The following is a 24,735-nucleotide window of genomic DNA, read 5'->3' as shown; positions in this document are numbered from 1 at the left end:
CTGGAGAATGTGCCTCGCTTTCAATCGATCATCATTCAATGATCGCCCGCAGTAGGTCAGAAATTGATTAGGGTGAAATCGACTTTCCTCGTTGACGCCCATATCTCCTCCGCCAGTGCCTGAGGTTTGCGATTTCGGGTGCCGCTAAGACAACATGTGCGTCGCAGTCGCTAAAGCGGACGCTTGCCCGGGCCAATAGGCACGTGCTCGTCGACGAAACATGCCGCAGTCTCTACCGAAATCGATCGTTGCCGGTGAAATTAGGCGCAGTCGCCCGCGCATATCCCAACGACTACTCTGTCGCTCCATTCATTTTTGTTTCGCCAGTCTTGGCGAAAGTGTGCTCCACGCCGCATGCCGGCCCGGCGTTCAAGCCTGACGGAGCCTGCGATGCGCCCGACCATCGATCCGACTCGCCGGCTGCGTGTCACACAATTAAAGGGCGGCGTAAGATTTCACGTGCCTTGCAAAGCCAAAGCGGAAGGTCATGCTCCAAGGTGAACGGCAGCCCCCTGCTGGCGAAGAGAACGTAGTTCCACTGTGCTTATTTCGATGGGCCCGGTCGAGGGGTGCTGTGCCAAGCTTTACGAAGTTCGTCAGCTTGTTCGGGAGCCAATGAGAATCCGGACTGGCGTATCGAGTTCCATGGGATCGAAGGGCATTCAACCTTCAACTCCTCGATGTCGATTCGATCCTCCCATGGCCAGAGATCAACAAATATAATCTCGGCGTAGTGATGGCTGAGCTGGCTTTCAAAGAAAAAGTGTTCCTCGACGAACGGTTCGCTATGGACCAGACCATGCCCGATTAGGCCACGATCTCCGCTGCCCTGCAAATGGAGCCATACTTCCGTGTAACGTTTAATTTCAGTCTTCTGCCCCACGCTCCAAGTCGTGGTGACAGGTTCGTCCCTCAACGTACGGTCAACTGCTTTGTCGTAGTGCGGGACCCACTGTTCCTTGCTCCAGTACTTAGGGTTCCAAGTCAACAACATTCCCGGGTTACCCCAATTGTCCCGCTTCTCCATTTTTCCCCCTTGTTTGAGATCACAAGAACACACATCTAGGTGTATAGCTGCAGTCTAGACTCGACTGTCAAGACCAGCCCTAAACCGACCGGAATCAATCAATATCAGCGGTAATAAACGCTGACTCTCTTCGACTAGTTCTATTGCTAACCCGGCAAGAGTTCAATTCGTATTCCGGGCATGGCACCATGTGATGAATCGAAATCGAAAAGTCCCGGTTCCGCTAAGGCATTGCCAAGTACAGCAAGTGGCTTCAAGAACAGGCCTCAGAGAGCGGTTCACAAGCATAGGAGCATCAAAAACCATCATGCTGGTGCTCCCGGCCTGAACCAGCGCGTGATCGCGTCGGTCGGCCCGTTCCTGCGCTCATTGCCGCGGTGCTGGAGGTGGCGTGGGCTTCCGCCATCGGGCAGCGATCCGGGGATCACGCCGCCAATGCCCCGGATCAGGTCCGTTACCGCTCGAAAGGTATCTTGGCAGCATGCCGTTCCTTCCCCGGGAACGCGACCCCCGCCTGGTCACCATCCGCCGCGGGGGCACCCTGGGCGATGAACACCACCGGCAGCTTGCCAGCTGGGCACTGGACTGCGTCGCACACGTGCTGCCGCTCTTCGAGGAGCGGCAGCCGGGCGACGGCCGGCCGCGGCACGCTATCAGGGCGGCCGGGGCGGCCGTCGATCACCGGGACGCCGCCCCGGCCCGAGCGGCCGAACGGCAGTGGCAGCGGGAACGGCTGCCCGAAGCGGTCCGCGCGCTGGTGCTCGAGGACCAGAAGCTCCGCAACGCCATTTGCTGGAACGTCTTCGGCGACTGATCCCCGGCCCGCCGGTCGGGCCGCGGCGGCCCGCCCGCTACTTCGCGGCCAGGTCTGCCAGCGTGGCGATGAGCAGGCGGCGCTCGACCACCTTGATGCGCTCGTGCAGGGTGTCCTCGGTGTCGTTGTCCTCGATGGCCACGGCTTCCTGGCGCAGGATGGGGCCGGTGTCCACGCCGGCGTCGGCGATGTGGACGGTGCATCCGGTGACCTTGACGCCGTAGGCCAGCGCGTCGCGCACGCCGTGGGCGCCCGGGAAGGAGGGCAGCAGGGCCGGGTGCGTGTTGATGTAGGTGCCGTCGAAGGCGTTGATGAATTCCTCCCCGACGATGCGCATGAAGCCCGAGGAGACCACGTAGTCGGGCTCGTAGGACAGGCACTTCTCGGTCAGCGCGTGGTTCCAGTCCGCGCGCTGTCCGTAGTCCCTGAAGTTCACCACGAAGGTCTCGATGCCGGCGGCCGCGGAACGTTCCACCCCGTAGGTGCCGTGCTTGTCGGCGCCCACGGCGGCGATTTCCACGTTTTTCAGCGACCCGTCGGCGACGGCGTCGATGACTGACTGGAGGTTGGACCCGGTGCCGGAGACAAGAACTACGATGCGCATGGATACAAGTTTAGTTGGGCATCGCCAGTTCCTCGGACAGGTCAAGGGAGCTGGAGATGAGCTGGGCCGTGTAGGGGTGCGCGGGGTGGTTGTAGATCTGCTCGGTGTCCCCGGATTCGACGATGCGCCCGTCCTTCATCACGATCACCCGCCCGCAGAGGTGGCGCACCACCGAAAGGTCGTGGGAGACCAGCAGCAGCGTCAGCGCGTACTCGTCGACCAGGTCGGCGATCAGGTTCAGCACCTGCGCGCGCACCGAGACATCCAGCGCTGAGACCGGCTCGTCGGCCACCAGGATGCGCGGGCGGTTCACCAGGGCGCGGGCGATGGAGATGCGCTGGCGCTGCCCGCCGGAGAACTGGTGCGGGTAGCGATGCGCCGATTCCGCGTCCAGGCCCACCAGCCCGAGCATCCGGTGGACCTCGGCCAGGCGCCCGGCCGCGTCAAGCTTCCGCCCCGGCACCAGCAGGGGTTCGGCGATGATGTCCGCGACCTTCATCCGCGGGTCCAGTGAGCCCAGCGGGTCCTGGAAGACGATCTGCAGGGCGTTGCGCAGCGGGACCAGGTCGGATTCGCGGGCCCCGGCGATCGAGGTTCCGGCGACGGTGGCCTGGCCGCTGGTGGGCGTATCGAGCCCGGCCAGGATGCGCAGCAGAGTCGACTTGCCCGATCCCGACTCCCCCACGATGCCCACCCGTTCCCCGGGCGCCACGGTGAAGCTGACATCGGCCAGGGCGTTGACCACGGGGCGCGGGCCGAAGGGGGTGGTGCGGGCGCGGTGGTAGGTTCGGCCCAGCCCCGTTGCGCTGATCAGCGCCGGTCCGGCGGCCGCCTCGCTCCGCGGTGCCTGCGGGGTCGGCGCGGCCGGCGGCGTCCCCCCGCGCAGTGCCGGGGGCACGTAGGCCGCGGCCGTCTCCACGGTGAACAGGCGTCCGCGCCCGTCGGTGGCCGACAGGTCGCTGGCGGCCAGCAGCGCACGGGTGTAGGGGTGCTCGGGGGCGGAGAAGATCTTGTCGAGGTCCCCGGATTCCACCAAGCGGCCCTTGTTGAGCACCAGCACGCGGGTGCACATGTTCGCCACCACGGCGAGGTCGTGGGTGATGAACAGCAGCCCGGTGCCGCGCTCGGAAACCTGGGCGGAGATCAGCTCGAGGACCTGGGACTGCACCGTGACATCCAGCGCCGTGGTCGGCTCGTCGGCCAGCAGCAGCTGCGGGTCGTTCGCCAGTGCCATGGCGACCATGACGCGTTGGCGCTGCCCGCCGGAGAGCTGGTGCGGGTAGGCGCCGGCGGCCTGCGCCGGATCGGGGATCCTCACCGAGGCCAGCAGCTCGACGGCACGCCGGCGCGCGGCGGCGCGGTTCGGCACGGTTCGGTGCTGGAGCATGACCTCGGCGACCTGCGCGCCGACCTTCATCAGCGGGTTCAGGGCCGAAAGCGGCTCCTGGAAGACCATCGAGATCTCGTCCCCGCGCAAATCCTGCATCGCCTTGTCGCTGGCGGTGAGCAGGTCGGGCCCGAAGCCGCGCAGGTGCGCGGTGCCGGAGACGGTGAGCTCGTCGGGCAGCAGGCCCAGCAGCGCGGTGGCAGTCAGCGATTTGCCGGAGCCCGATTCCCCAATCAGCCCGATCCGCTCCCCGGCGGCCATGGAGAAGGACAGCGAGGACACCAAGGCCTTGCTCCCGGCGGAAACGGACAGGTCCGACACCTCCAGCAGGTTCCCGGTGCCCGCCCCGGCGCTCGCGGTGTCCCGGTTCCTCATGCCTTGCCCCTCCCCAGCTTGGGATCCAATGCGTCGCGCAACCCGTCCCCGAGCAGGTTGAAGCCCATGACCGCCAGCGCGATCGCGAGCCCCGGCCACAGCGCCATGAGCGGGAAGGTGCCCCAGTATTGCTGGGATTCCTGCAGCATCCGCCCCCAGGAGGGCACCGGCGGGGGCGTGCCCAGGCCCAGGAAGGACAGCGCCGCCTCGGCCAGCACCGCCAGCGCAAAGGTCACCGAGCACTGGATCAGCAGCATCCCGGTGATGTTGGGCAGCACGTGGCGGACGGCGATGCGCAACGGGCGCTGGGCGGCGGCGCGGGCGGCGAGCACGTATTCGGCGTTCATCACCTGCAGCGTCCCGGCGCGGGCCACCCGGGCGAATCCGGGCACCGAGGCCAGGCCGATGGCGGCCATCGCCGAGACGGTGGAGGCCCCGTAGATCGCGGCGAACATGATGGCCAGCAGCAGCGCGGGGAAGGCCAGCAGGATGTCGGAGGCGCGCATGGTGATTTCCTCCACGGCCCCGCGCCGCATGCCCGCCCAGATGCCCAGCGGGGTGCCGATGAGCACCGCGATGCCCACCGAGACCACGCCGACCAGCAGCGTGATGCGCGCTCCCACCAGGATCCGCGAGAGCAGGTCGCGGCCCAGGTTGTCGGTGCCCAGCCAATGCTGGGGGCCGGGGCCCTGCAGCCGCACCGGCGGGTTGGCCTGCAGCGGGTCGAAGGGGGTGAAGACGAGCGAGAGCAGCGCGGTGAGGGCAATCAGGGCCACGATCGCCCCGCCGATCAGCAGCGCGGGGACGGGCCTGGGCCGCACGGGTCCCGGCTTCAGCGTCTCGGGCGACACGGGTCCTGGGGTCATGGCTCCTGGGGTCATGGGTTCCGGCTCCGGGGTTCTCATCGGACCGCGGCGCGGATGCGCGGGTCAAGGACGGTGTAGAGCACGTCCACCAGCAGGTTCACGATCAGCGTGATGGCCACCAGCACCATCACCACCGACTGGACGGTGAGCAGGTCGCGGTTGCCCACCGCGGCCAGCAGCATCGAGCCCAGGCCCGGGATCACGAAGACCCGCTCGATGACGACCGCGCCGATGATCAGCGCGGAGAACTGCACCCCGGTGACCGTCAGCACCGGGATCGCCGCATTGCGCAGCCCGTGCCGCCCCAGCGCGCGCATCCGGGACAGACCCTTGGCCCGCGCGGTGCGCAGGTAGTCCTCGTGCATCACCTCGAGCACCGCGGAGCGGATGTAGCGCACCAGGATTGCCGACTGCACCCCGGCCAGCGCCATGACCGGCAGCACCAGGCGGGAGAGGAACCCGGCGAAGTCGACGCCCGGGGCCACCCAGCCGTTGGCCGGCAGCCAGCCCAGGCGCAGGGCGAAGAAGGAGACCAGCACGATGCCCAGCAGGAAGCCGGGGATCGCGATGCCCAGCTGGCTGGCCGCGGAGACCAGCGCGCCGGAGGGCTTGTTGTGCCGCACCGCGGCGAGGGTCCCGGCGGGGATCGCGATCGCCAGCGCGAGCACCATGGCCGCTGAGACCAGGATCAGGGAGACCTGCACCTTGTCCGCCACCAGCGGGGAGATGTCCGCACGCGTCACGTAGGAAACTCCGAAGTCCCCGCGCCAGAGCCCGGAGAACCAGTCCCAGTACTGCACGGGAAGCGGCCTGTCGGTCCCGAACTGGCGGGCCAGGGAGGCGACGATCTCCGGCGAGGCGTTCTGCCCGGCGGCAATCACTGCCGGGTCCCCGGGCAGCACGCGCATCAGGGCGAAGACCAGAACCGTGGCTGCAAGCAGGGACAGCAGGAAGCGGGCCAGGTTCCCCGCAATGCGCACCAGCATCCGTACCGCCTGTCCCTAGGACCAGGCGATGGTGGCGAGGTTCAGCGCCTCGGAGACGGAGTTGGCGCTCAGGCCGGTGATCCCCGCCTTGGCCACCGAGATGTTCGGGAAGATGAACAGCGTGTCCACCGGCGCGTCGTCCACGATGGTGCGCACCACGTTCTTCATGCCCGCCACGTAATTCGCCGTGTCCGCGGCGTCCGCGGCCGCCGCCTCGGCCTTGATCTTGGAGTTGTCGTAGCCGATGTAGTAGTCGGGGTTGTTGAACATGGTCAGCACGTCGCGGGCCTCCACGGCCAGGACCACCGACATCTGGTAGTCGTGGCGGTTGAACACCGTATCCAGCCAGACGGCGGGGAACTCGGCGGAGGCGATCCTCGCATCGATCCCCACGTCGCGCAGCTGGGACTGGACAATCTCTGAGACGGCGGTGGCGTAGGGGCGGGTGGGCACCGTGAAGGTGATTTTCAGGTTCTCGGCGCCGGCCTCCTTCAGCAGGGCGCGAGCCTTGGCCGGGTCGAAGGGGTAGAGCTCGTTGAGGTCCTCGTAGTAGGGGTCGGTGGGCGGCACCGGCCCGCCGACCAGGGCGCCCAGCCCGTTCCAGGCGGTGTCGCGCACCGACTTGCGGTCGATGGCGTACAGCACGGCCTGGCGGACCCGCTTGTCGTTGAAGGGCTTGGCCTTGTTGTTCATCGACAGGATGATCTCGCCGTTGGAGGTGCCCTCGATGACCTGGTAGCCGGGATTGGACTCGAAGGAGGAAAGCAGCTCGGGTGCCTGCATGTTGTAGATGACATCCACGTCGCCGGAGGACAGGGCGTTGGTGGTGGCGATTGCGTCGGCGAAGTAGCGCAGGGTCACGCGGGCAATGCCCGGGGCGGCGCCCCGGTAGTCGGGACGGGCGACCAGGCTGATCGACTCCCCGCGGGCCCAGGACTCGAGCGCGTAGGGGCCGGTGCCCACCGGCTTGTTGGCCAGGTCGTCCACGCCGGAGGGGTCGAACATCGCCCCGACCAGCGTGGTCATCGAGTACAGCCACGCCTGCGAGGGCCGGGAAAGGTTCACCGTGACCGAGGTCGGGGAATTGACCACCACGTCGTCGACCACGTCCATCTTCGACTTCAGCCCGTTGAGCCAGGCGTCGGACTTGACCCGCTCGATGGAGAACTTCACGTCGGAGGCGTCGAAGGCCGCCCCGTTGGAGAAGGTGGCGCCCTGAACCAGGGTGAAGGTGTAGGACTTGTTGTCGGCGCTGGTTTCCCAGCCGGTGGCGAGCAGCGGCTGGATCGCGCCGGTCTGGTCCACCGTCACCAGCCCCTCGTACACGTTGGCCATCATGGCCTGCGGGATCGCCGCACCGGCCGTGGTGGTGAAGTCGAGGTTCACCGGTTCGCCCGTCAAGGCGACGACCAGCTGCTGCGGGTCCCGGGCACCGGTTCCGGCGCCGGCGTTGCAGGCGGAAAGCAGCAGGGTGGCGCCGAGCACGGCGGCGAGCAATGCGCCGGTTTTCCTGCGTCGGCTCGTTGGCGTTGCCTGCATCGTTCCATCAGTCCTTCGGTACTTGGGCGTCGGCGCCGCGGCGGGCGCAAAAGCACCCGTGACAAACCATTATCGTACGCAAGTGCACCCGGCGGCGACCTAATCCATGTAACGAACGGGAGCGGGGGGCTAGTGTGGGTGTCATGGCCAGCAACACCCGCCGGGACGCACCGGATGCAGCCCGCCCGCTGCTGCGCTGGGTAGGTGCCACCGTCGTCGCCATGGCCTGCACGCTGGCGGGCTGGTACCTGCCGTTGCCGTTTCGGCTCGCCGGGCTGCCCTTCGCCGTGGCCGGATTCGTCCTGGGCGTGCTGACTTCCCTGAAGGCGTTCGGCAATCCCGCAGCCGGCATGCTGAAGCTGGCGGCGCCCGTGGCGACGGTGGCCTGCGGGCTCGTTGCAGTGCTGCTGGCAGGGCAGCTGGTGTTCCTCGGGCCGTCGCTGCAGTACCAGCAGTGCCGCGCCGATGCGCTGACCCTGCGCTCCGAGACCGCCTGCACCCAGGATTTCCGGGACCACTTGGCCCCCCAATGAATCGAGGATCGTCCCATGAATGACCAGCCAACCCCCGACACCAAGGACTGGACCGTGGTGCTCTCTGAGCCCTGCGGCGAATGCGGGATCGATGTGCGGGCGCTGAACCCCGCGCAGGTCGCCGCGCTGCTGCGCGAATCCGTCCCGCACTACACCCGCGCGCTGGCGGCGCCGGATGCAGGGGTTCGCAATGACCCCGGGGTGTGGAGCACGCACGAGTATTGCGCGCACGTGGCGGAAATGCTCCAGGTGATGAACGCGCGGCTGGCCCTGATGCTGGAGTCGGACGCCCCGACGTTCGCCAGCTGGGACCAGAACGAGGCGGCGGTGCGCGCGGACTACGCGGCGATCCCCGCCGCCGAGGTGGCCCGGCGGCTGGAGGAATCCGCGGCGTCCTTTGCCGACGCGCTGGAGGCGCTGACCGACGCGCAACTGCCGCGGATGGGGACGAGGTCCAATGGCGCGGTGTTCACCACCGCCACGTTGGCCCAATACGCGTGGCACGATGCGGCGCACCACCTGCATCACGATTTGGGCGTCGGCAGGCCGCGCTAGCGGTCGAGCACCGGGTCGTGCTCGAGCAGCGGGGAGACCAGGTACCCGATCGCGGTGCCCAGTGCCACCTGCGCCGCAAGCAGCACGGCCGTCAACAGGATGTCGGGCCCCACCTCGGTGAACCGCCCAATGCCCAGCGACCCGCCGGCCAGCCAGGAACCGACCAGGGACAGGGCGCCGGCAAAGGTGCCGACGAACACGCCCAGGGCGACCGTGGACAGCCCGAGCGACAGCCATCGGGTGCGGATGCGCAGCGACACCCAGTCGTCCAGGTGGTTCTCCCCCACCCGCAGGAAATACCAGCCGGCCATGAACCCGGCGAACACCGGCAACAACATGAACGCCCAGGCGTAGTCAAGGTCCCCGGAAGGCAGCGCCGCGAGCACCGGCACCGCCGGCAGCGGGCCCACGGTGGTTTCCAGCGTGGACAGCGTGCTGCCCACCCCCAGGGTGATGCCGCCGCCGGTGATCCACGCCAGGGTCCAGAGGGCCAGGTTCGGCATGACGCCCAGCTGGCCCAGGGTCAGCACGGCCGATCCGATGGGTCCGGGGCGCAGCTGCTGGTAGACGTTGGAGACATCGACCCAGTGCACCGCGAGGTTGATCGCCAGCAGCAGGGATGCCAGCGCGAAGGTGAGCAGGTAGGCCAGGGTGCCGCCGCAGAGCACCGCCCAGACGTAGGACCCGGCCCACCGCGAGTGCTGGGAGGTCTTGGAGATCCAGGCAGCGGCGTCGAAGCCGATCAGCCGGCCCCAGGAGCCGGACTCGCGGCGGGCGCCGGTGATCACGCCCGCCCCGGCGGGGATCAGCGGGATGAGGGTGGCGGCCAGCAGCGAAACGCTGGCCTCCTCGTTGTTCACCAGGAAGCCGGTGAACAGCCCGCAGAGCAGGTAGATGCCCAGGGCACCAAGGATGCCCTGCCACAACGAGTCGGTGTAGGAGGCCCGCGCAATGCGCCGCCCGGCCCGCCAGCACAGGAAGAACGGGATGAGGGTCAGCCCCAGCGGGATGAAGTCCAGCACGGCCGAGCCCTGCGAGGGGTCGGTCCCGGTGCCCACCTGCAACAGGTGCAGCGGGACCGCGTGGATCAGGAGCCAGATCTGACCGCCCATCTGCAGCACCGATTCGATGCTGCGGTTGGCGAAGCCCCCGCTGAACCACACGGCGAACCACGGGATGACCACCAGGAAGGCCGAGAACAGGGCGGCCTGCATGAACTCGAAGGCTCCCTGCAGGAATAGCGGCATGGGCCAGCCGGTGCTCAACCGCTGGCGCGCCGCGTTCAGTGCCGCCGCGGCGGGCGGCTGCTTTTTCTTCTCACTCATTGTTTTCCATCGTCCCACCGATGTGCCCGCGCACCACTGATTGACGCGGCGGGCACCGCGTTCCTAGAGCGCGCGCAGCCCGCTGACCAGGGCGGTGATGGCGCCGAAGAAGGCGCAGCAAAGCACAAAGAAGCGTGCGTGCCGGTCGGAGACCACGCGCTGCACCTGTTCGCCGATGAGCACGCCCGCCCAGATGAACACGGCGACCCCGATCCAGGCCCACACCGGAAGCGGCGGCAGGGCATCGGGGGTGGTGACGAACTTCATGGCGATGGTGACCATCCCGGTCACCACGAAGAAGGGCTGCAGCGTCGCGGCGAAGGGGCGCTGCGGCCAGCGGGCCAGCACCGCATAGGCGCTCACCGCCGGTCCGCCCACGCCCGCCAGCGAGTTGGTGAGACCGGAGAGGAACCCGGCGCTGGCCTTGGGGACCTGTCCGGAGACGGTGACGTTGGCGCGCACCAGGATCAGCGACAGCAGCAGGGCGGCGAGCACCGTGGCGCCGACGATGATCGACAGCGGGGCCGAGGGCAGTCCCCCGGCCATGAGCGCCCCGGCCACCGAGCCGAAGACGCTGAAGGAGCACAGCCAGCGGAACATCGACCAGTCGATGTCCCTCCACACCCGCGGCATGATGATCGCCGAGGAAAGCACGCCGCAGATGTTCACCAGGAACACGCCCTCGTGTGCGCCCAGGGCGATGACCAGGAACGGGGAGACAAGCATCGCGAACCCGAGCCCCGCCACGCGCTGCGCGATTGCCCCGACCACGACCAGGCCGAGCACCAGCAAAATAAGGGAAAGGTCCATTCAAGCGAGCCTATCGGTTTTGGCCACGCGCTCGTGACGGCCGGCCGGCGGCCGGAAACCTTCCGGGCGGCCTTGCGGGGACAAATGGCAAGCGGCCCCGCACGAGGAGTGAATGAACTGCTCCCCGAACAGGACCGCTTGCCATGGGCCCCGGGCGGCGGCCCGGTTCTCAGTAGCTGGCGGGGGTCCCCGCCGGGCCCGAGGCGCCGGGCCGGAACCTTGCGGCCAGCGCCTCGGTGCCGCGGGCCAGCAGGGCCACGTCGGCGCCGACGCCCACGTAGTGGGCGCCGAGCTCGATGTAGCGCTTGGCGGGCGCTTCGGCGAAGGCGTTGACGCCGACGTACTTGCCCGCCGCCTTGCCCGCGGCGATGGCTGTCTCCACCGCGGCGACCACGTCGGGGTGGTCCTGCTGCCCGATCACGCCCATCGAGGCGGCCAGGTCGGAGGGGCCGATGAAGATGCCGTCCACGCCCTCGGTTTCCACGATTTCCTTGACGTTGGCCACCGCCTCTGCCGATTCGATCTGCACCATCAGCGTCAGGGTCTGCCCGGCGCGTTCCAGGTAGTCCGGGATCCGGTTCCAGCGTGCCGACCGGGCCAGCGCCGACCCGACGCCGCGCACGCCCGTCGGCGGGTAGTGGCAGGCTGCCACCGCGGCGCGGGCCTGCTCGGCGTTGTTGACCATGGGAATGATCAGCGACTGCACGCCCAGGTCCAGGTACTGCTTGATGACCACGGTGTCGTTGACCGGCGGACGGACCACCGGGATGACCGGGTAGCCGCGCACCGACTGCAGCTGGCCCAAAATCGACTCAAGCCCGTTGGGCGAATGCTCGGCGTCAATGAAGATCCAGTCGAATCCGGCGCCGGCGCAGATCTCGGCGACCAGCGGGGAGCCGGAGCACACCCAGATCCCCGATAGCGCGTGGTCGGCGTGGTTGAGCGCGTCCTTGAAGGACGGGTCCGGTTCTATGAGAAATGGCATGTCACGGTCCCCATTCGTCCGTAGTCGGCAAAGACGGTGTCGCCCTTGTCCACCCACATCGGGCGGGTGAAGGACCCGGCCAGGATGATTTCCCCGGCGTTGAGCTTGTCGCCGTGGGCGGCGATCTTGTTGGCCAGCCAGTAGACGCCGGCGGCCGGGTGGTTCAGCACGCCGGCGGCGACGCCGGTCTCCTCGACGACCTGGTTCTTGAACAGGATGCCAGAGACCCAGCGCAGGTCGATGTCCTGCGGCTTCATCGGGTTGCCGCCGATGACCATGGCGCCCATGGCCGCGTTGTCGGAAATGGTGTCCACGATGGTGCGGCCCTCCATCTCGATGCGCGAGTCCAGGATCTCCAGGGCGGGGATGACGTACTCGGTGGCGTTGAGGACGTCGAAGATGTTGGCGTTGGGCCCCTCGACGTCCTTGTTGAGCTTGAACGCGAGTTCCATCTCCACGCGCGGGTGGGTGTACTTGTCCCACTCGATGGTGCAGCCCGAGTCGAGCACCATGTCATCGAAGATGATGCCGTAGTCCGGTTCGGTGATGCCGGTGGCCATTTGCATGGCGCGGGAGGTCAGCCCGATCTTGCGTCCGGCCAGGACGCGGCCGTTGGCCTCCGAGCGCTGGCGCCAGAGGTTCTGGACCCGGTAGGAGTCCTCCACCGTCATTTCGGGGAAGCGGGCGGTCAGGCGCTTGACCGGCACGCGGTCGTGGCCCGCCTGCACGAGTTCATCGGCTATCCGGGTGATGGTCTCATCGTTGAGCATGCTGGCCTGGGCCCCTTCTGAAGTTCTGGATGCACGTCACGTGGCTCCCCCGGCCAAGGCCTTCCGGCACGGGGTCGCACCCTGAACATGTTAGCCAATACGTCACCGGGGTCACATTCGCGCCGGCTTTGTGTCTGCGCCGCGCGGCACCGCCCCAGGCGTCCGGGGTGCTACCGGCATGCGGCCAGGGCCGCGGCGGCCGCGGCAACCAGCTCCGCGCTGGTCACGTCGAACGCCGAGTCCCCGCCGCCGGGACCCGAGGCGCCCCTCGTGGCTTGGCTGCGCGCGGAGAGGTGGATGCCGTCCAGCCCGGCCAGGGCGGGGATGTCCTCGAGCTTCACGCCGCCGCCGGCCTGCACCTGCGGATTGCCCTGCGCCTCGGCACGCAGCCGGTGCAGTACCTCCGCGCCGTCCCCCGAGGCCGGGGCACCTCCCGAGGTCAGGATGCGATGCACCCCCCAGGACGCGCAGCTGGGCGATGAGTTTCGTGAGGGACATGCCCTTTTCCAGCAACACGTCCACGCAGCGGTGCACGGTCACCTCGAGGGCCGGGTTGATCGCGTGCGCAGCTGCCACCAGTTCCGAGATCACCGGGATGTCCAGGCCGCCGTCGTCCTCGGTCAGCGCACCGGTAACGATCCCGGCAACCCCGGCGTGGGCCGCATGGGCGATGTCCGCGGCCATCAGGTCGACCTCTTCTGCGGTGTAGACGTATCCGCCGCCGCGCGGGCGGATCAGCACATGCACGCCGATGCCCACGCCCACCGCCTGCTCGGTGGTGGCCAGGCTGGGGGTCAGCCCGCCCAGGCCCAGTGCGCTGCACAGCTCGATGCGGTCGGCGCCGTTTTCCAGGGCAACCCTCGCCCCGGCCGCGTCCTGCACGGCGATTTCCAGCGTGGCCGTGGGGTTCCGTGTTGCCCGGGCCGGGCCAGCAGGGGTTCCGGCGATTCGGGGAGACGTGTCTTGGGGACGCCGTTCGGTGCTCATGGACGAGGCAGCTCGATTCTCTTGTCGGTCTTTTCGGCCAAACGGCCGGGCACTGTCACGAAAGGTCGGACTTGTCATGGTTCCGGGGTGGAGGACCGACCCGGGTTGTCATTCCAGGGCGTGTGCGTCACTACGCTACTCCGCCCCGTGTATTGCCGCGGCCGGGATCGAGGACTTCGGTTTGATGATCCGCGGCAGGACCACCAGCAGGAAAACCGCAGCCAGCATCACCAGCCCGCCGATGAGCGCGCCCAACGCCCAGCCGTAGAGGACCTGGACCACGAACCACACGCACCCGGCCACCAGCACCCCCACGCCGATGATGACCACCTTGGAAATGACGTGGCCCATGTGCACGGTGGTGATCTTGACGCGTTGGCCAAAGAGGTGCCGGTGCACGGCAACGGGCGTGACCAGCAGAATGATCAGCATCGCGGAGAACACCAGCAGGATCAGGTAGAACGTCCGTTCCGCCTGGCCCAGCGCCGTGAATCCGGCCTGGAAGGGCAGGACCACCAGGAAAGCGGCGAGGATCTGCGCGCCTGTCTGCATGACCCGCAGCTCCTGCATGAGTTCGTTCCAGTTCCGGTCCAGTCGCTGCTCGACCGTTTCATTGCGCCCGTCCATGGCTCCCCCGTTCGGCATCCATCCCTTGACCGATGCCCGGGTTGAATCCCGGCACATCGGGTGGGAACCTTCACGCATGCTGCTTCACCAGCCAACCTACCGAAGAACCTGCGCCTTGGGCAGAAGAAATGAAAAACCGCAGGGGCTTTCGTTGCCGAACGAGTCTAAGCTGGCTAGATGAGTGCCCACCCCTTCGACCTGCTGACCGTCGATCAATTGCGCCGGACAGGCTCCCTGAAGTGGTCCGAATACCGCGGATCGCTGGGTGCATGGGTGGCGGAAATGGATTTCGGGACCGCCCCGGGCGTCATTGCGGCGGCGCAGGAAACCCTGGCCAACGGCCTGATCGGCTACGCGCCGACGCCATTGGTCAACGACATGCAGCAGGCGACCGCGGCTTGGCTGGACAACAGGTTTGAGTGGAAGGTCGACCCCGACCGGGTGCGGCCCACGGGGTCGGTGGCGGCGGCCCTGGATGCGGCCATCATGCATTTCTCCCCAGGGCACCGCCGCGACGCTCCGCTGGTGCTGCTCACCCCCGCTTACATGCCCTTCATCGCCACGGCGGAGCGCTTTGGGCGCGACTCCATCCAGGTGGCCATGGTTGAATCCGACACCGGATGGGAGATCGACTGGAGCGCCCTGGGGCAGGCGTTGGCCGGCGGCGCGCTGCTGGTCCTGGTGAATCCGCACAACCCCATCGGCAAGGTCTATTCACGCGGGGAACTACTGGCGATTTCCGAACTGGTCGAGGCCACCGGCTCGAGGGTCTTCGCCGACGAGGTCCATTCGCCCCTGGTGTTCGACGGCGCCTCGCACCTTCCCTACGCCACGGTTTCGCCCGCGGCCGCGGCCCACTCCGTGACGGCCGTTGCCGCCACGAAGGCCTTCAACCTGCCCGGGCTCAAGTGCGCCCAGCTCATCCTGACCAACGACGCGGACCGGACCGTGTGGGAGCGGGTGGGCGGGGTCCCCGAACATGGCGCGGCCAACGTGGGGCTGGCGGCGACCACCGCCGCGTACCGCACGGGCACCGGCTGGCTCGACGGGGTCATCGGCTACCTCGACGACTCCCGGATGCTGCTCTCCGACATCATCAAGGAACACCTGCCACAGGTGCGCTACCGTCCCCCACAGGGCACGTACCTCGCCTGGCTGGATGTCTCCCGCCTGGCCCTGGACCCGGGACCCGCCCAGTTTTTCCTCAAGGAGGCCCAGGTCGCACTGATCAACGGGACCGCCTGCGGAAGCGGCGGGAAGGGCTTCGTGCGGCTGAACTTCGCCACCCCGCAGCCGGTCCTGGGCGGGATGATCCACCGCATGGGGGCGGCTGTCGACGGCTGCGACAACAAGGACGTCACCGATCCGGAGTTTGCCCAATAGCCACCGGCGCGCGCCTAGCCCTGCTGGATGTTGGCCAGCAGCTGCTCGAAGGGCAGGGAGGTCATGTTGTCCCGCGGGTTCGCGGTTTCGCTCACGCGCGGGGCAATGGAGCGCGTATCGCCGAGGTCCTGGGTCTGCGCAGCGGCCCCGTTGGGTCCGGCGATGGCCTGGGCCAGTTCGATTCCGGCCCGGCGCTCGCGTTCGGCCAGGGCACCGTGACCCTGGTCGGCTCCCCAGTCCTCGGGTGAGGCAAAGATCGAAGTGGGCATGATCCGGGCGCGCAGGTAGGCGAATATCGGACGCATCGCGTAGTCAACGACCAGGTTGTGCCGTGCGCTTCCGCCCGTGGCCGCCAGGATCATCGGCTTGTCATCGAGCGAGGTGGGGTCAAGGACATCGATGAAGGACTTGAAGAGCCCGGAGACCGATGCGGTGAAGACCGGGGAGACGGCGATCAGTCCGCCGGCGTTGCGAACCGATTCGATGGCCTCGGCCAGGCGCGGCGGCGCGTAGCCGGTGAGCAGGTTGTTGGTGATGTCGGCGGCATAGTCGCGCAGCTCCAACACCGTAAGGTCGGCCTGGATGCCCATGGCGGCAAGTTCCCTGACGGCGGATTCGCCGAGTTGGCGACCCAGCAGGCCGGAGGTCGATGGCGTGCCCAGTCCGCCGGAGATGACTACGATGTTTTGGCTCATGGTGTGTTGCTCCCTCTAGTGAAATACATGTCTTTGCATGTAAAACCCCAAGGGTCGCCAATTCATTCCCGGTCGGCCTCTTGATTTTTTTGCGTGTCTCCCTCGCCCGCAGCAGGCGGTATGCAGGTGCCCCCAAGGCAATGGCCCCGGATGGCCGAAACTAAGGAGTACGCCGCGGCCGCACAGGCGCCCACCGCGGCGACAGGGGCATCGGACCAAAGCGAAATCCCCATGGCGGCAAGCACCATTGCTACAACCACCCAGATCACGCGATCGCGCATTCCACTCCGTCCAACCAGCCTTTGCGGCTACCGCCGGACTCCCGGGGTTTCCAAGCCCCCAGGCTATCGCAGGCCGGTATGCCGGTATTACGGGGTGCGGCGTCGCACGCGGCTAAGCCACAAGATCCCGGCGCCGACGACGCCGATGACCATGGCGATGAGTGCCACGTAGAAGCCGACAGAGAAATATCCGTTTGCACTCGTGTTTGGGTCCAGAAAGGGATAGGGATACCAGGGCAGGTCGGTACGCGGGTCAAGCACCATGACACCGCGGGCCAGGGTATAGCCGGCCCAGAGAATGGGAAAGGCCACAATCCCCCACAGCACCTTGGCGTGCAGCGGTCGGCGTCCCGGCGCGATGAGCCAATCCAGCGCCATGATCGCGGGCGCAATGACATGAAGAATCTCGTTGGACCAGGGAACGGTGGTGCCTTGCGGCAGTTCAATGCCCCGCAGCAACAGGTTGTAGACCACGCCGGTGGTGGCCATATAGGTGGCGACCGAGGCCCGGATCATGCTCCACCCGCGGGGCTCGCTCCTCGAAGACAGCGTAAAGATGCCCACAAACAAGACAATCGCGGCCAAGACATTGGATTCAATGGTGAAGAACGAGAAGAAATTCTGGATGACAAAATCCACTTCGCCCTGGCCCGAACCTTCGTTTTTGATGCTTTGTTGCAATTGGGCGACCACGGCCGCAACGATGGCAATGCAACCGCCAATGCGCAGCAAGTAGGCCAAGACACGTCTCATATCAGGTGCAGGTCCCTTTCTTGGTACTGGTCCTCAGCCTAATCGGCTGCGTGCCTACACCACGGCCAAGACACCTTGGCGATACGACGAATGTTTTTCTGTCCGCTGCGCACACGGAGGCCACCGTCTGCCCTGGGGGCGGCAAGACGATGGCCTCCGTGATTTCACCCGTGTTGTTTTACGCGGCCGGGTGTTTGTGTTCCGTGTCGCCCAGGCCGAATGCTTCGGGGCCGCGAACCATGCGGAAGGCCCCAAGAAGCGCGACCAGGACACCGATGATGAACCCAATCCACAGCGGGCTGATCACTGTTCCCAGCGTGACGCCGCCGGTGATGATAAACAGCAAGAAGAGCAGTGCGGTCAATCCGCCACCGATCAACAACCCGTTGGCGTGGTGAATCCTCGACACCCTCAGCTTTGCCTTGGGTTCCTCGCGCGGTGCTGGAATATGTGCATCCTGTGTCATGACTATTCACATCCTTCGAATGTGTTTGACCTGAAGTTTCTAGCGGGGCTGCGTGCCCACACGCCACCCGGTGGCTCCCGGGCCCTCAACCCGGCCCGCGGCCACCTCGATCGTGCTTGGCTCCGGCACTCCATGGTTCGGAGTCGGTGCCCGGCGAATTGCCGATCCTACCCGGCGTCGAAGCGGCCTTCTGCATCCGAATCGAGATGCCTGTGCGCGTCGTTGCCTGAACCATCGGGCAGCTCGTCCGGGGATGGTTTCCGTGGTCTTGTCTCCACGGTGTCGTCGGCCTCGACATCGAGGTCTGGCTGGACGTTGGTGTCTTTGCTCATCACGCGCTCCTTAGTCGCCGAAGCAATGGCAATGATTTTAGGGTCGTGGTTCCGGGTGCCAGGGGTTGCCGATGTTCCCGTCCACTGAGGGCTTGCCGCCAATGAGGGGGGCCGCGCGAAGGAGAATGGTTTTACAAGGTCACTGCGCGCTTGGAATGCCCGTGCAGGAGACGCACATTGCCTGCCTAGAGCAAGCCAGCCGTCGGCACCGTGCTGTGTGCATTATCCATGTGCAGTCTCCGCATTCCCTTGGGCGGCCTTCCGATCTACGGTTCTTCCGCCTACTCCTGAGACTACGCCGAATTCGCCGCTGTTTCTAGCGGTTTCAAATGCCACGGACCCGGGTTCAGGCAGGCACCGCGATGGCTAGCGGCAACGTTCCGCAGCGACTGAGCAGAACCTTGTCAAAGCCAAGGTCGCCACCGGCAACAGGCAGGGTGGAATCCCGTGAATCCTGCCAGCCACGAACCAGCAGCTTCCCGGCGGCCAGCTGCGGATCGGCCGAAACGACGACGCGGCCATTGACATTGACCAGCGCGGCGCGCCGGTCAATGTCGCGGAGTCGGTCAACGAGCAGCAGCTCGATGGTCTCGACCAAGACGTCGGCACCGGCAACACCGACGATGTTCCCTTTCGCCGTCACCGGGACGGTGAACGTCAACGTGTATTCATCGGTGCAGAGGAAATCGACGTACGGTCCGGCGATATGTCCCTCACCGGTATCCATGGGTACGGTAAACCACTCCCGTCGCGAATAGGTCTCGCCCGCCGATTCCATGGTCAGCCTGAGCAGTCGTTCCTTGGCTTCGCCCTGCCACCAGGCCATATGCCAGGGGGCCCCGGCAAGTGCATCGCGGGCGGCGACGAATCCCGCGCCGACCAATGGATGGGTCTCCCGGTCCAGGAACTGGTCGACCAGCGGATGGAAAGCCGCATCGAGTTCCCGTGGCCCGGGGGCTTCATCCCGGGATTCAAAAATCCTGCCTATCTGCTCCGCCCATGCATTCAGGTCAAGCAGCAGGGACTCGAAGAAATAGGACACGTCGGCGCCGTTGCCGGTGGCATTGTTTTCGGTCATGAGATCCTCCGCACGGGGCTTTCGGGCCTTGTTCTCTCTTGCTTCTCGATCCGCATCCGGACCCGGGCCTGGTCAGCGATGAGCCAGATGACGCCGTCCCTGACATAGTCGTTGACCAGCTTTCGCGCCAGGGCCGGATCCGTGCCGGATCGCTTCAAGGATGTCACCGCACAGGCCGATCATCCGGGCATCGAACGCGGGATCCGCGTGGGCCAAGGCCAGCAGCGAACCGAAATCCGTGTGCAGCCTGACGTGCTCACGGGTGAGCCTCGCCGACTGGCTTAGTGCGGCGAGCTCGAGCAGGAACTCACCGACCACGGACCCGCCCGTGCCGCTGCCCGCGCTCCGGCTTTCCAGAAGCCGGCGCAGGCTGCCGACATCTCGCTCGTCGGCGGCACCTGCCGCAAGCTCTGCCGCGGTGGAGGCGATGGCTGCGTAGTGGATTGCCAGGTCGCGTAGTTCCACCCGACTCATGGACCCCAGTCGGTCTTGCAGGAGGCCGCATCGATCGCCATCGGACAGCGTGATGAACGTTCCGCCTTCACGGCCACGGGTGGTCTTCACCAACCCCATGGACCGCAGGGAAACTAGGGCTTCGCGCGCGGTCATGGTGGCAACTCCGAGGGAGGACGCCAGTTCGGCCTCGCTGGGAAGCCTGTCACCATCGAGCAGGATCCCTGCGGCAATGCCCGAGACAATGCGGTCTTCAACGCGCTTGGCTCGTCCTTGCTCACCAAGGGATGCGAACACGGAGGTGAGCTGGCGTTGATACGGTGAAGAATCGCGAGGCATGCTCACCATCCTTTCAAAAGCGGGGGGGGTGGGCATCACCCGACCTGCCTTCAAGATCTTCTCACGACAAGAAATGGCTTCGTGCGACCAACCCACGGCCACGGCCAAGACGCCGACCGTCCAGCTGCACCTGAAACGGGGAAACGGGACGGCCGGGGCTTGGCTCTCCTGCCGGACCGTGTTCAGGAAAGTAACTGCGGCACCCGGACGCCCCCGCGGATCGGGACTACCCTGTGCACATGGAAAAGATCTATGAGTTCTACATCAAGTCCACGCCGGAAAGGATCTGGGCGGCGCTGACAGACGCTGAGCAAACGGCCGTCTACTACTTTGGGAACACCTTCGTCACCGACTGGACACCCGGGTCCGTTTACGCCACCCAAAACCCCAATGCCCAGGGACCGCTGGGCGAGGGAACCGTCTTGGAGGTCGACGCTCCCCGCAGGCTCGTGATGAGCATGACCGCGCTGTGGGACGACGAGGTGAAGGCCGAAGGCGAGTCCCGGATAACCTACGAAATCAGCCAGATCGAGGATTCATGCCTGCTGACGGTCACCCATGACCGGCTCCGGGACGACGCAAACCAGCAGCTATACGGCGGCTGGCCCATGATCCTCTCCGGCATGAAGACCTGGCTGGAGACCGGCGAGCGACTGACCACCCCGGGCTCGCTCATGTACACCTAGTCAGGCGAGCGGCGGCCTATTCAACGGAGAACTGGACGCGCTGCCAGCCGCTGGCCCCGTCGGGAACGGGGTCGGCCTTCTCGCTGGTTTGCATTTCCCCTTGCCCGTCAAAGGCACGGACGCTGACCACGTGGTTTCCGGTGGATCCGCCGTCCCATTCGTAGCGCCACTGGCGCCAGGTGTCCACGGAGGCCTCGGCACCCAGTTCCGCGTCCATCCACTCACCGTCGTCGATTTGCACCTGGACCTTGGAGATGCCTCGGGTCTGCGCCCAGGCGGTTCCGCCCATGACAACTTTTCCGGACGGAACACTGGCGAAGGACCGCGGCACGTCCACCCGCGAGGAGAGCTTGATGGGCCCGCGATCCGACCATCCACGCGTGGTCCAGTAGGCGACCTTGTCCGCGAAACGGGTGACCTCCAGGTCCACGACCCACTTGGTGGCCGAGACATATCCATAGAGACCGGGAACCACCATGCGGACCGGGAATCCGTGCTCGAGCGGCAGGGGTTCCCCGTTCATGCCGACCGCCAGCAGCGCCATGCGGTCGTCGGTGAGGACCTCCAGCGGAGTGGAGGCGCTGAAGCCGTCAATCGAGGTCGACAGCACCATGTCCGCGCCGTCCTGGGGCACCGCCCGCTCCAAGAGGAGGCGCAGCGGGTAGCCCAGCCACTTTGCGTTGCCCACCAGCTGGCCGCCGACGGGGTTCGAAACACAGGTCAGGGTCAGGTAGCTTTCCACCAGGTCTTCGGCCAGCAGCTCCTCGAAGCCCATGGTGAATTCCTTCTCCACCATGCCGTGGACCCGCAATGACCACTCGGACGGATTGATGCGCGGCACCGAAAGTGCCGTGTCGATCCGGTAGAAATCCTTGTTTGGCGTTATGAACCGGGGCATGCCCGCCAGATCGACCTGTGCCTCCGCCGGGGGTGCCTTCGCCGTCACCTTGGCCGCTGGAAGTCCCAGCGACGAACGTGCCGCATCCGCGAGGTTTCGTGCCGTTGCCAAGGACTTGCCGACACCGGTGGCCACGGCGGCGCCCACCAGCGTCACGGCCGTGGCCAGGAGGAAGTTCCGGCGCGAGGCGCCGGAGGACGGAACCGCTTCCGGCGCGGTCGGCCGCGCCTTTCCGGCAAGGGTCGTGAGCCACCGCAGCGCGGCCAGGCCTGCGACCGCCCCCAAGATGATGGGGGTCACGTCCACCGGTCCGGTGGCCGGCCGGGAAAGCACGGCCGCTCCGATTGCCACGGCGAGGATGACGATGCAGGTGGCCGCCGAGGCAAAGCTGCGCCTGGCCAGGATCCCCAGCAGCACCGCGGCGATGGCTGCTATCGCGCCGATGGAAATGAAGAGTGCCAGTTTGTCATTGGTGCCGAAGGCGGCAATGGCGAAGTCCTTGAGCCATGGCGGCGTCAGGTCGATGAACACCGAACCCATGGCCACCAAGGGTGCCGAAGATGTGGCGAAAAAGGCCGACACAAATTGAGCCACGGAAAAGAGCACGGCAGCCGACGCGAATCCCGCGAGCCCGAAGGCGCCCAGGTCCCGCAGCCTTTTCGCTGTTAACTTGTTCATGATTTCACCCACCCGTACGTTGTGATTCCTCCTCCCCGCGACTGCGGGGAACGACTAACCACTACGTATTCGGAACGCTACCACCAGCGGATTGGATGGAGACCGGCTTTTCACCCGGGAGCCTAAAGCTCCTGGACGAGGATCGGCTCGGTGGTGGGTGCCGGGGAACCGGAGGCCGGTTCCACCGTGATGCCGAAGTGCGTCACGCCCTCCATCGCCCCGGTAACCATGACCATGCCATCTGCCTGTGACCCGTCGACCATTCCTGCGGGTACTGCCCCGGTGCCGGAGATCAACCAGAGTTCGTAGCCCTTGTCGCTGGGCAGGGCAGGCAGGCCGGCGGTGGTCACCGCCATCTTGCCCTCCGATGCTGAATAGGCAAGGGTGACGGTTGCCCCGTCGTCCAGTTTCTGGCTCTTGGACTGGGCGTCAGAAGCTGTCAGGATGCGGGTCAACTCGGACTGCTGGGTGGTCAGCGCGGCCAACTGTTCCTCGAGTTTTTGCTGCTGTGCGTTCTGGTTGACCACCACGCCGCTCAGCACGCCGGCGGCCACCAACAGCACGCTGGCCGCCAGGGCAAACATCCGTTGGCTTGACTTCGCCGGGAGGGCCGGCGACGCGGCCCTCCCGGGAACCGGGTCGGCTGTGGCCGGGGGTTCCGCGGCGTCCTCGCTTCCGTGCCCGGAAGCAACGGACACCGAGGGCTCCTGCGCTGCGGTGGACCCAGGCGTTGCCTCGGACGGAACGTCCTGCGCTGAGACGGCCGGCGGCAGCTGCGGGGTGTTGCGGATGGAGGCCATGATGCTGGCCTTGACCCTGGCCGGCGGGGCCGCGGGGGCGGCGGAGAGGCCCAGAAGCGCAGCCGTTTCCTGCAGTGCATCCACTTCCCTGCGGACCTCTTCGGAGGTTTCGGCATGGCGGAGGAGTTCCTCGCGTTCCGCGTCGCCCAGTGCGTTCAGGGCGAAGCTGCCGGTCAGCTCGTTCTTGTCCTTGTCCATCACGCCACTCCCATCAGGTCTCGAAGTTTGTTCATTCCGTCGCGTATTCGTGTCTTTGCCGTTCCCACCGGGATCTTGAGCAACTCGGCGACTTCAAGGTGTGTATAGCCGCCAAAATAAGCCAGTTGGATCGCATCGCGTTGGTTTGCGCTGAGCTTTTCCAGCGCCCGGGTGACGCGCTGTCCCTCATCGTGGGCGATGGCCGTTTCCTCAACGTCATCGTAGCTCGCCTGGAAGTCCTTGATGCCTTCGCGCAGGTCGCGGTCCTTGCTGGCCTGGCTGGCGCGGACCCTGTCAACCGCCCGGCGGTGCGCCAAGGTCAGCAGCCAGGTGATCGCCTTGCCGCGGGCTGCGTCATAGCGCGCCGCCTGCTGCCAGGCTTCGACGAACACCTCCTGGGTGACTTCCTCGCTTTGTGCCTGGTCCTTCAGGATGCGCCGGATCAGGCCGAAGACCTGGGGCGAGAGACGGTCGTAGAGTTCCTCAAAGGCGTTCTCGTCACCTGTGGCGATCCCGAGCATCAGTTCTTCGGTGGTGGGGGCGGAAGTTTGGTCCGTGCCACCGGGTAGGTGTGAGCTCATGCGATAAAGCGTCTCATGCATTCCAGGCCCCGTCCTTCATCCTTTCTGGTGCGGCGGGCAGGAATCCAGGTTCCCTGCCCGCCGAAGCTTCCGACCGGGGCAAGTAAACCGCAGGGGGCCGGCAACCGATGGAACGTTCCACCGGTTGCCAACCCCCTGGTGGGTTGACCTGCCGCAGTGCGAGGCGCTGCTGTTACTTCTTGGCCGGGGGCATCAGCACGGTGTCCACCAGGTAGACGGTTGCATTGGCGGTCTGGACGCCTCCGCAGATCACCGATGCGCCGTTGACCATGAGCTTGTCGCCGCTGCCGGTGACCTTCACGTCCTGTCCTTCGACGGTGGTGTGGCTGCCGGCGATGTCGCTCGGGGCGATCTGGCCCGGAATCACGTGGTACGTCAGGATGGTGCTCAACGTATCGGCGTCGGCGACCACCGCGTTGAGATCCTTTTCCGGGATGGCGGCGAAGGCCTCGTCAACAGGCGCGAACACGGTGAACTCGCCGCCGTTGAGCGTGTCAACCAGGTCGACCTTCGGGTTGAGCTTGCCGGACACCGCCGCGGTGAGGGTCTTGAGCAGCGGGTTGTTCGAGGCCGCAACCGCCACCGGATCCTTCGCCATTCCGGCAACCGAACCCTCGCCGCTCGGGACGGCCTCGGCGTAGGCGGCGCAACCGGAGCCCACGAGGTTGGCTGCCGGGTCCATGGCCGCGGCCGAGCTGCTCGGGGCCGCCGCGCTGCTGGAGGAGGCGGCCGAGGAGGACGGTGCCATCGATTCGCTGGCACCGGTGCCCGCCGAGCAAGCGGTCAGGCCCACGGTGGCAACTGCAATCAGTCCGAGTGCTGCGGCAAACTTGCTGTTCATGCGCTTCATGTCATGCTCCTTGCTTGGCGTCGGCCCCTTGGCCTCCGCGCCGTCCCGACCAC

Annotated in this window: 26 protein-coding genes and 1 pseudogene; 5 read left to right on the top strand and 22 right to left on the bottom strand. The window is 66.4% G+C overall.

The window, feature by feature from the left end; all coding sequences use genetic code 11:
• Window positions 1-544: 544 nt before the first annotated feature.
• Window positions 545-1,027 carry a hypothetical protein gene (locus KRR55_RS07990; RefSeq protein WP_217388549.1) on the bottom strand — a complete coding sequence of 161 codons (483 nt, stop codon included), beginning with the start codon at window positions 1,025-1,027 and terminating at the stop codon, window positions 545-547.
• Window positions 1,028-1,508: 481 nt separating this feature from the next.
• Between KRR55_RS07990 and KRR55_RS07985 the strand changes: the two genes are divergently transcribed.
• On the top strand, window positions 1,509-1,841 hold the full coding sequence (locus tag KRR55_RS07985) for a putative immunity protein (protein ID WP_217388548.1): 333 nt from the start codon (window positions 1,509-1,511) through the stop codon (window positions 1,839-1,841).
• Between the two features lie 37 nt (window positions 1,842-1,878).
• Here the strand turns inward: KRR55_RS07985 and purN are convergent, their stop codons facing one another.
• From purN to KRR55_RS07960, 5 genes are read right to left on the bottom strand one after another with little or no spacing between them, the layout of a single operon-like run.
• Window positions 1,879-2,445: a phosphoribosylglycinamide formyltransferase gene (gene purN, locus KRR55_RS07980; protein ID WP_217388547.1), complete on the bottom strand. Its 567-nt coding sequence runs from the start codon at window positions 2,443-2,445 to the stop codon at window positions 1,879-1,881.
• Window positions 2,446-2,455: 10 nt separating this feature from the next.
• A complete protein-coding gene (locus KRR55_RS07975) occupies window positions 2,456-4,207 on the bottom strand; it encodes a dipeptide ABC transporter ATP-binding protein (protein ID WP_217388546.1) in 1,752 nt (583 codons plus the stop codon).
• On the bottom strand, window positions 4,204-5,073 hold the full coding sequence (locus KRR55_RS07970; protein WP_217388545.1) for an ABC transporter permease: 870 nt from the start codon (window positions 5,071-5,073) through the stop codon (window positions 4,204-4,206). The genes KRR55_RS07975 and KRR55_RS07970 overlap by 4 nt, the downstream gene beginning before the upstream one ends.
• Window positions 5,074-5,108: 35 nt before the next feature.
• Complete coding sequence (locus KRR55_RS07965; protein ID WP_217388544.1) at window positions 5,109-6,059, bottom strand: ABC transporter permease; 951 nt, start codon at window positions 6,057-6,059, stop codon at window positions 5,109-5,111.
• Window positions 6,060-6,074: 15 nt separating this feature from the next.
• The gene (locus tag KRR55_RS07960) at window positions 6,075-7,598 is read right to left on the bottom strand and encodes an ABC transporter substrate-binding protein (RefSeq protein WP_217388543.1); all 1,524 of its coding nucleotides are present in this window, start codon (window positions 7,596-7,598) and stop codon (window positions 6,075-6,077) included.
• Window positions 7,599-7,741: 143 nt separating this feature from the next.
• Between KRR55_RS07960 and KRR55_RS07955 the strand changes: the two genes are divergently transcribed.
• Window positions 7,742-8,131, top strand: coding sequence for a hypothetical protein (locus KRR55_RS07955; RefSeq protein WP_217388542.1), 390 nt, complete (start codon window positions 7,742-7,744; stop codon window positions 8,129-8,131).
• A 15-nt stretch (window positions 8,132-8,146) separates the two neighbouring features.
• Complete coding sequence (locus KRR55_RS07950) at window positions 8,147-8,686, top strand: DinB family protein (RefSeq protein ID WP_217388541.1); 540 nt, start codon at window positions 8,147-8,149, stop codon at window positions 8,684-8,686.
• Here KRR55_RS07950 and KRR55_RS07945 read toward each other — a convergent pair.
• The 6 genes from KRR55_RS07945 to KRR55_RS07920 all read right to left on the bottom strand — a co-directional run bounded on the left by KRR55_RS07945 (window position 8,683) and on the right by KRR55_RS07920 (window position 14,247).
• The gene (locus KRR55_RS07945) at window positions 8,683-10,011 is read right to left on the bottom strand and encodes a cell division protein PerM (protein WP_217388540.1); all 1,329 of its coding nucleotides are present in this window, start codon (window positions 10,009-10,011) and stop codon (window positions 8,683-8,685) included. The genes KRR55_RS07950 and KRR55_RS07945 overlap by 4 nt on opposite strands.
• Before the next feature lie 63 nt (window positions 10,012-10,074).
• Window positions 10,075-10,821 (bottom strand): sulfite exporter TauE/SafE family protein, encoded by a 747-nt coding sequence (locus KRR55_RS07940; protein WP_217388539.1) that lies wholly within the window; start codon window positions 10,819-10,821, stop codon window positions 10,075-10,077.
• Between the two features lie 169 nt (window positions 10,822-10,990).
• Window positions 10,991-11,806, bottom strand: a complete 816-nt coding sequence (locus KRR55_RS07935) for an aldolase/citrate lyase family protein (RefSeq protein ID WP_217388538.1) — start codon at window positions 11,804-11,806, stop codon at window positions 10,991-10,993.
• Entirely contained in the window at window positions 11,791-12,576 is a 786-nt protein-coding gene (gene hpaH, locus KRR55_RS07930; RefSeq protein WP_217388537.1) for a 2-oxo-hept-4-ene-1,7-dioate hydratase, read from the bottom strand. The genes KRR55_RS07935 and hpaH overlap by 16 nt, the downstream gene beginning before the upstream one ends.
• 111 nt (window positions 12,577-12,687) lie before the next feature.
• Window positions 12,688-13,563 carry a copper homeostasis protein CutC gene (locus KRR55_RS20775; RefSeq protein WP_472857762.1) on the bottom strand — a complete coding sequence of 292 codons (876 nt, stop codon included), beginning with the start codon at window positions 13,561-13,563 and terminating at the stop codon, window positions 12,688-12,690.
• Window positions 13,564-13,698: 135 nt separating this feature from the next.
• Window positions 13,699-14,247 (bottom strand): DUF6328 family protein, encoded by a 549-nt coding sequence (locus KRR55_RS07920; protein WP_254455962.1) that lies wholly within the window; start codon window positions 14,245-14,247, stop codon window positions 13,699-13,701.
• Between the two features lie 120 nt (window positions 14,248-14,367).
• On the opposite strand from KRR55_RS07920, the gene KRR55_RS07915 reads away from it, so the two are divergent.
• Window positions 14,368-15,573 carry a MalY/PatB family protein gene (locus tag KRR55_RS07915; protein WP_217388536.1) on the top strand — a complete coding sequence of 402 codons (1,206 nt, stop codon included), beginning with the start codon at window positions 14,368-14,370 and terminating at the stop codon, window positions 15,571-15,573.
• Window positions 15,574-15,587: 14 nt separating this feature from the next.
• Here KRR55_RS07915 and KRR55_RS07910 read toward each other — a convergent pair whose 3' ends face one another.
• From KRR55_RS07910 to KRR55_RS07885, 6 genes are all read right to left on the bottom strand, one after another.
• Window positions 15,588-16,268 carry a CE1759 family FMN reductase gene (locus KRR55_RS07910; protein WP_217388535.1) on the bottom strand — a complete coding sequence of 227 codons (681 nt, stop codon included), beginning with the start codon at window positions 16,266-16,268 and terminating at the stop codon, window positions 15,588-15,590.
• 368 nt (window positions 16,269-16,636) lie between these two features.
• Window positions 16,637-17,290, bottom strand: coding sequence for a Pr6Pr family membrane protein (locus KRR55_RS07905; RefSeq protein WP_254455961.1), 654 nt, complete (start codon window positions 17,288-17,290; stop codon window positions 16,637-16,639).
• Between the two features lie 190 nt (window positions 17,291-17,480).
• Window positions 17,481-17,768, bottom strand: a complete 288-nt coding sequence (locus tag KRR55_RS07900) for a hypothetical protein (RefSeq protein ID WP_217388533.1) — start codon at window positions 17,766-17,768, stop codon at window positions 17,481-17,483.
• 167 nt (window positions 17,769-17,935) lie between these two features.
• Window positions 17,936-18,100 carry a hypothetical protein gene (locus KRR55_RS07895; protein ID WP_217388532.1) on the bottom strand — a complete coding sequence of 55 codons (165 nt, stop codon included), beginning with the start codon at window positions 18,098-18,100 and terminating at the stop codon, window positions 17,936-17,938.
• Window positions 18,101-18,446: 346 nt separating this feature from the next.
• Window positions 18,447-19,178: a cache domain-containing protein gene (locus KRR55_RS07890; protein WP_217388531.1), complete on the bottom strand. Its 732-nt coding sequence runs from the start codon at window positions 19,176-19,178 to the stop codon at window positions 18,447-18,449.
• A gap of 72 nt (window positions 19,179-19,250) precedes the next feature.
• Complete coding sequence (locus KRR55_RS07885; RefSeq protein WP_217388530.1) at window positions 19,251-19,970, bottom strand: FadR/GntR family transcriptional regulator; 720 nt, start codon at window positions 19,968-19,970, stop codon at window positions 19,251-19,253.
• 239 nt (window positions 19,971-20,209) lie between these two features.
• On the opposite strand from KRR55_RS07885, the pseudogene KRR55_RS07880 reads away from it, so the two are divergent.
• Window positions 20,210-20,656, top strand: a pseudogene (locus KRR55_RS07880) (SRPBCC family protein); the annotation flags it as partial.
• A 16-nt stretch (window positions 20,657-20,672) separates the two neighbouring features.
• Here the strand turns inward: KRR55_RS07880 and KRR55_RS07875 are convergent.
• From KRR55_RS07875 to KRR55_RS07860, 4 genes are all read right to left on the bottom strand, one after another.
• Window positions 20,673-22,232, bottom strand: coding sequence for a molybdopterin-dependent oxidoreductase (locus KRR55_RS07875; protein ID WP_217388528.1), 1,560 nt, complete (start codon window positions 22,230-22,232; stop codon window positions 20,673-20,675).
• 122 nt (window positions 22,233-22,354) lie between these two features.
• Window positions 22,355-23,230, bottom strand: a complete 876-nt coding sequence (locus tag KRR55_RS07870) for an anti-sigma factor (protein ID WP_217388527.1) — start codon at window positions 23,228-23,230, stop codon at window positions 22,355-22,357.
• Entirely contained in the window at window positions 23,230-23,811 is a 582-nt protein-coding gene (gene sigK, locus KRR55_RS07865) for an ECF RNA polymerase sigma factor SigK (RefSeq protein WP_217388526.1), read from the bottom strand. Before sigK ends, KRR55_RS07870 begins: the two co-directional genes overlap by 1 nt.
• Window positions 23,812-24,004: 193 nt before the next feature.
• A complete protein-coding gene (locus tag KRR55_RS07860) occupies window positions 24,005-24,682 on the bottom strand; it encodes a fasciclin domain-containing protein (protein WP_217388525.1) in 678 nt (225 codons plus the stop codon).
• Window positions 24,683-24,735: the final 53 nt, after the last annotated feature.

Source organism: Paeniglutamicibacter quisquiliarum, assembly GCF_019084045.1.
In the GTDB taxonomy this organism is placed as follows: Bacteria; Actinomycetota; Actinomycetes; order Actinomycetales; family Micrococcaceae; genus Paeniglutamicibacter; species Paeniglutamicibacter quisquiliarum.
Note: the sequence above shows the minus strand (reverse complement) of the source record. Positions and strands in the feature narration are given on the sequence as shown.

What these genes read in the sequence shown, in the direction of transcription:
- KRR55_RS07915 (WP_217388536.1), top strand. Translation starts at nt 14,368, where the DNA reads ATGAGTGCCCACCCCTTCGACCTGCTGACCGTCGATCAATTGCGCCGG.
- KRR55_RS07945 (WP_217388540.1), bottom strand. Translation starts at nt 10,011, where the DNA reads ATGAGTGAGAAGAAAAAGCAGCCGCCCGCCGCGGCGGCACTGAACGCG.
- KRR55_RS07990 (WP_217388549.1), bottom strand. Translation starts at nt 1,027, where the DNA reads ATGGAGAAGCGGGACAATTGGGGTAACCCGGGAATGTTGTTGACTTGG.
- KRR55_RS07955 (WP_217388542.1), top strand. Translation starts at nt 7,742, where the DNA reads ATGGCCAGCAACACCCGCCGGGACGCACCGGATGCAGCCCGCCCGCTG.
- KRR55_RS07940 (WP_217388539.1), bottom strand. Translation starts at nt 10,821, where the DNA reads ATGGACCTTTCCCTTATTTTGCTGGTGCTCGGCCTGGTCGTGGTCGGG.
- KRR55_RS07875 (WP_217388528.1), bottom strand. Translation starts at nt 22,232, where the DNA reads ATGAACAAGTTAACAGCGAAAAGGCTGCGGGACCTGGGCGCCTTCGGG.
- KRR55_RS07960 (WP_217388543.1), bottom strand. Translation starts at nt 7,598, where the DNA reads ATGCAGGCAACGCCAACGAGCCGACGCAGGAAAACCGGCGCATTGCTC.
- KRR55_RS07885 (WP_217388530.1), bottom strand. Translation starts at nt 19,970, where the DNA reads ATGCCTCGCGATTCTTCACCGTATCAACGCCAGCTCACCTCCGTGTTC.
- KRR55_RS07965 (WP_217388544.1), bottom strand. Translation starts at nt 6,059, where the DNA reads ATGCTGGTGCGCATTGCGGGGAACCTGGCCCGCTTCCTGCTGTCCCTG.
- KRR55_RS07950 (WP_217388541.1), top strand. Translation starts at nt 8,147, where the DNA reads ATGAATGACCAGCCAACCCCCGACACCAAGGACTGGACCGTGGTGCTC.
- KRR55_RS07920 (WP_254455962.1), bottom strand. Translation starts at nt 14,247, where the DNA reads ATGTGCCGGGATTCAACCCGGGCATCGGTCAAGGGATGGATGCCGAAC.
- KRR55_RS07895 (WP_217388532.1), bottom strand. Translation starts at nt 18,100, where the DNA reads ATGAGCAAAGACACCAACGTCCAGCCAGACCTCGATGTCGAGGCCGAC.
- sigK (WP_217388526.1), bottom strand. Translation starts at nt 23,811, where the DNA reads ATGAGCTCACACCTACCCGGTGGCACGGACCAAACTTCCGCCCCCACC.
- KRR55_RS07935 (WP_217388538.1), bottom strand. Translation starts at nt 11,806, where the DNA reads ATGCCATTTCTCATAGAACCGGACCCGTCCTTCAAGGACGCGCTCAAC.
- purN (WP_217388547.1), bottom strand. Translation starts at nt 2,445, where the DNA reads ATGCGCATCGTAGTTCTTGTCTCCGGCACCGGGTCCAACCTCCAGTCA.
- KRR55_RS07860 (WP_217388525.1), bottom strand. Translation starts at nt 24,682, where the DNA reads ATGAAGCGCATGAACAGCAAGTTTGCCGCAGCACTCGGACTGATTGCA.
- KRR55_RS07890 (WP_217388531.1), bottom strand. Translation starts at nt 19,178, where the DNA reads ATGACCGAAAACAATGCCACCGGCAACGGCGCCGACGTGTCCTATTTC.
- KRR55_RS07910 (WP_217388535.1), bottom strand. Translation starts at nt 16,268, where the DNA reads ATGAGCCAAAACATCGTAGTCATCTCCGGCGGACTGGGCACGCCATCG.
- KRR55_RS07985 (WP_217388548.1), top strand. Translation starts at nt 1,509, where the DNA reads ATGCCGTTCCTTCCCCGGGAACGCGACCCCCGCCTGGTCACCATCCGC.
- hpaH (WP_217388537.1), bottom strand. Translation starts at nt 12,576, where the DNA reads ATGCTCAACGATGAGACCATCACCCGGATAGCCGATGAACTCGTGCAG.
- KRR55_RS07975 (WP_217388546.1), bottom strand. Translation starts at nt 4,207, where the DNA reads ATGAGGAACCGGGACACCGCGAGCGCCGGGGCGGGCACCGGGAACCTG.
- KRR55_RS07900 (WP_217388533.1), bottom strand. Translation starts at nt 17,768, where the DNA reads ATGACACAGGATGCACATATTCCAGCACCGCGCGAGGAACCCAAGGCA.
- KRR55_RS07870 (WP_217388527.1), bottom strand. Translation starts at nt 23,230, where the DNA reads ATGGACAAGGACAAGAACGAGCTGACCGGCAGCTTCGCCCTGAACGCA.
- KRR55_RS07970 (WP_217388545.1), bottom strand. Translation starts at nt 5,073, where the DNA reads ATGACCCCAGGACCCGTGTCGCCCGAGACGCTGAAGCCGGGACCCGTG.
- KRR55_RS20775 (WP_472857762.1), bottom strand. Translation starts at nt 13,563, where the DNA reads ATGAGCACCGAACGGCGTCCCCAAGACACGTCTCCCCGAATCGCCGGA.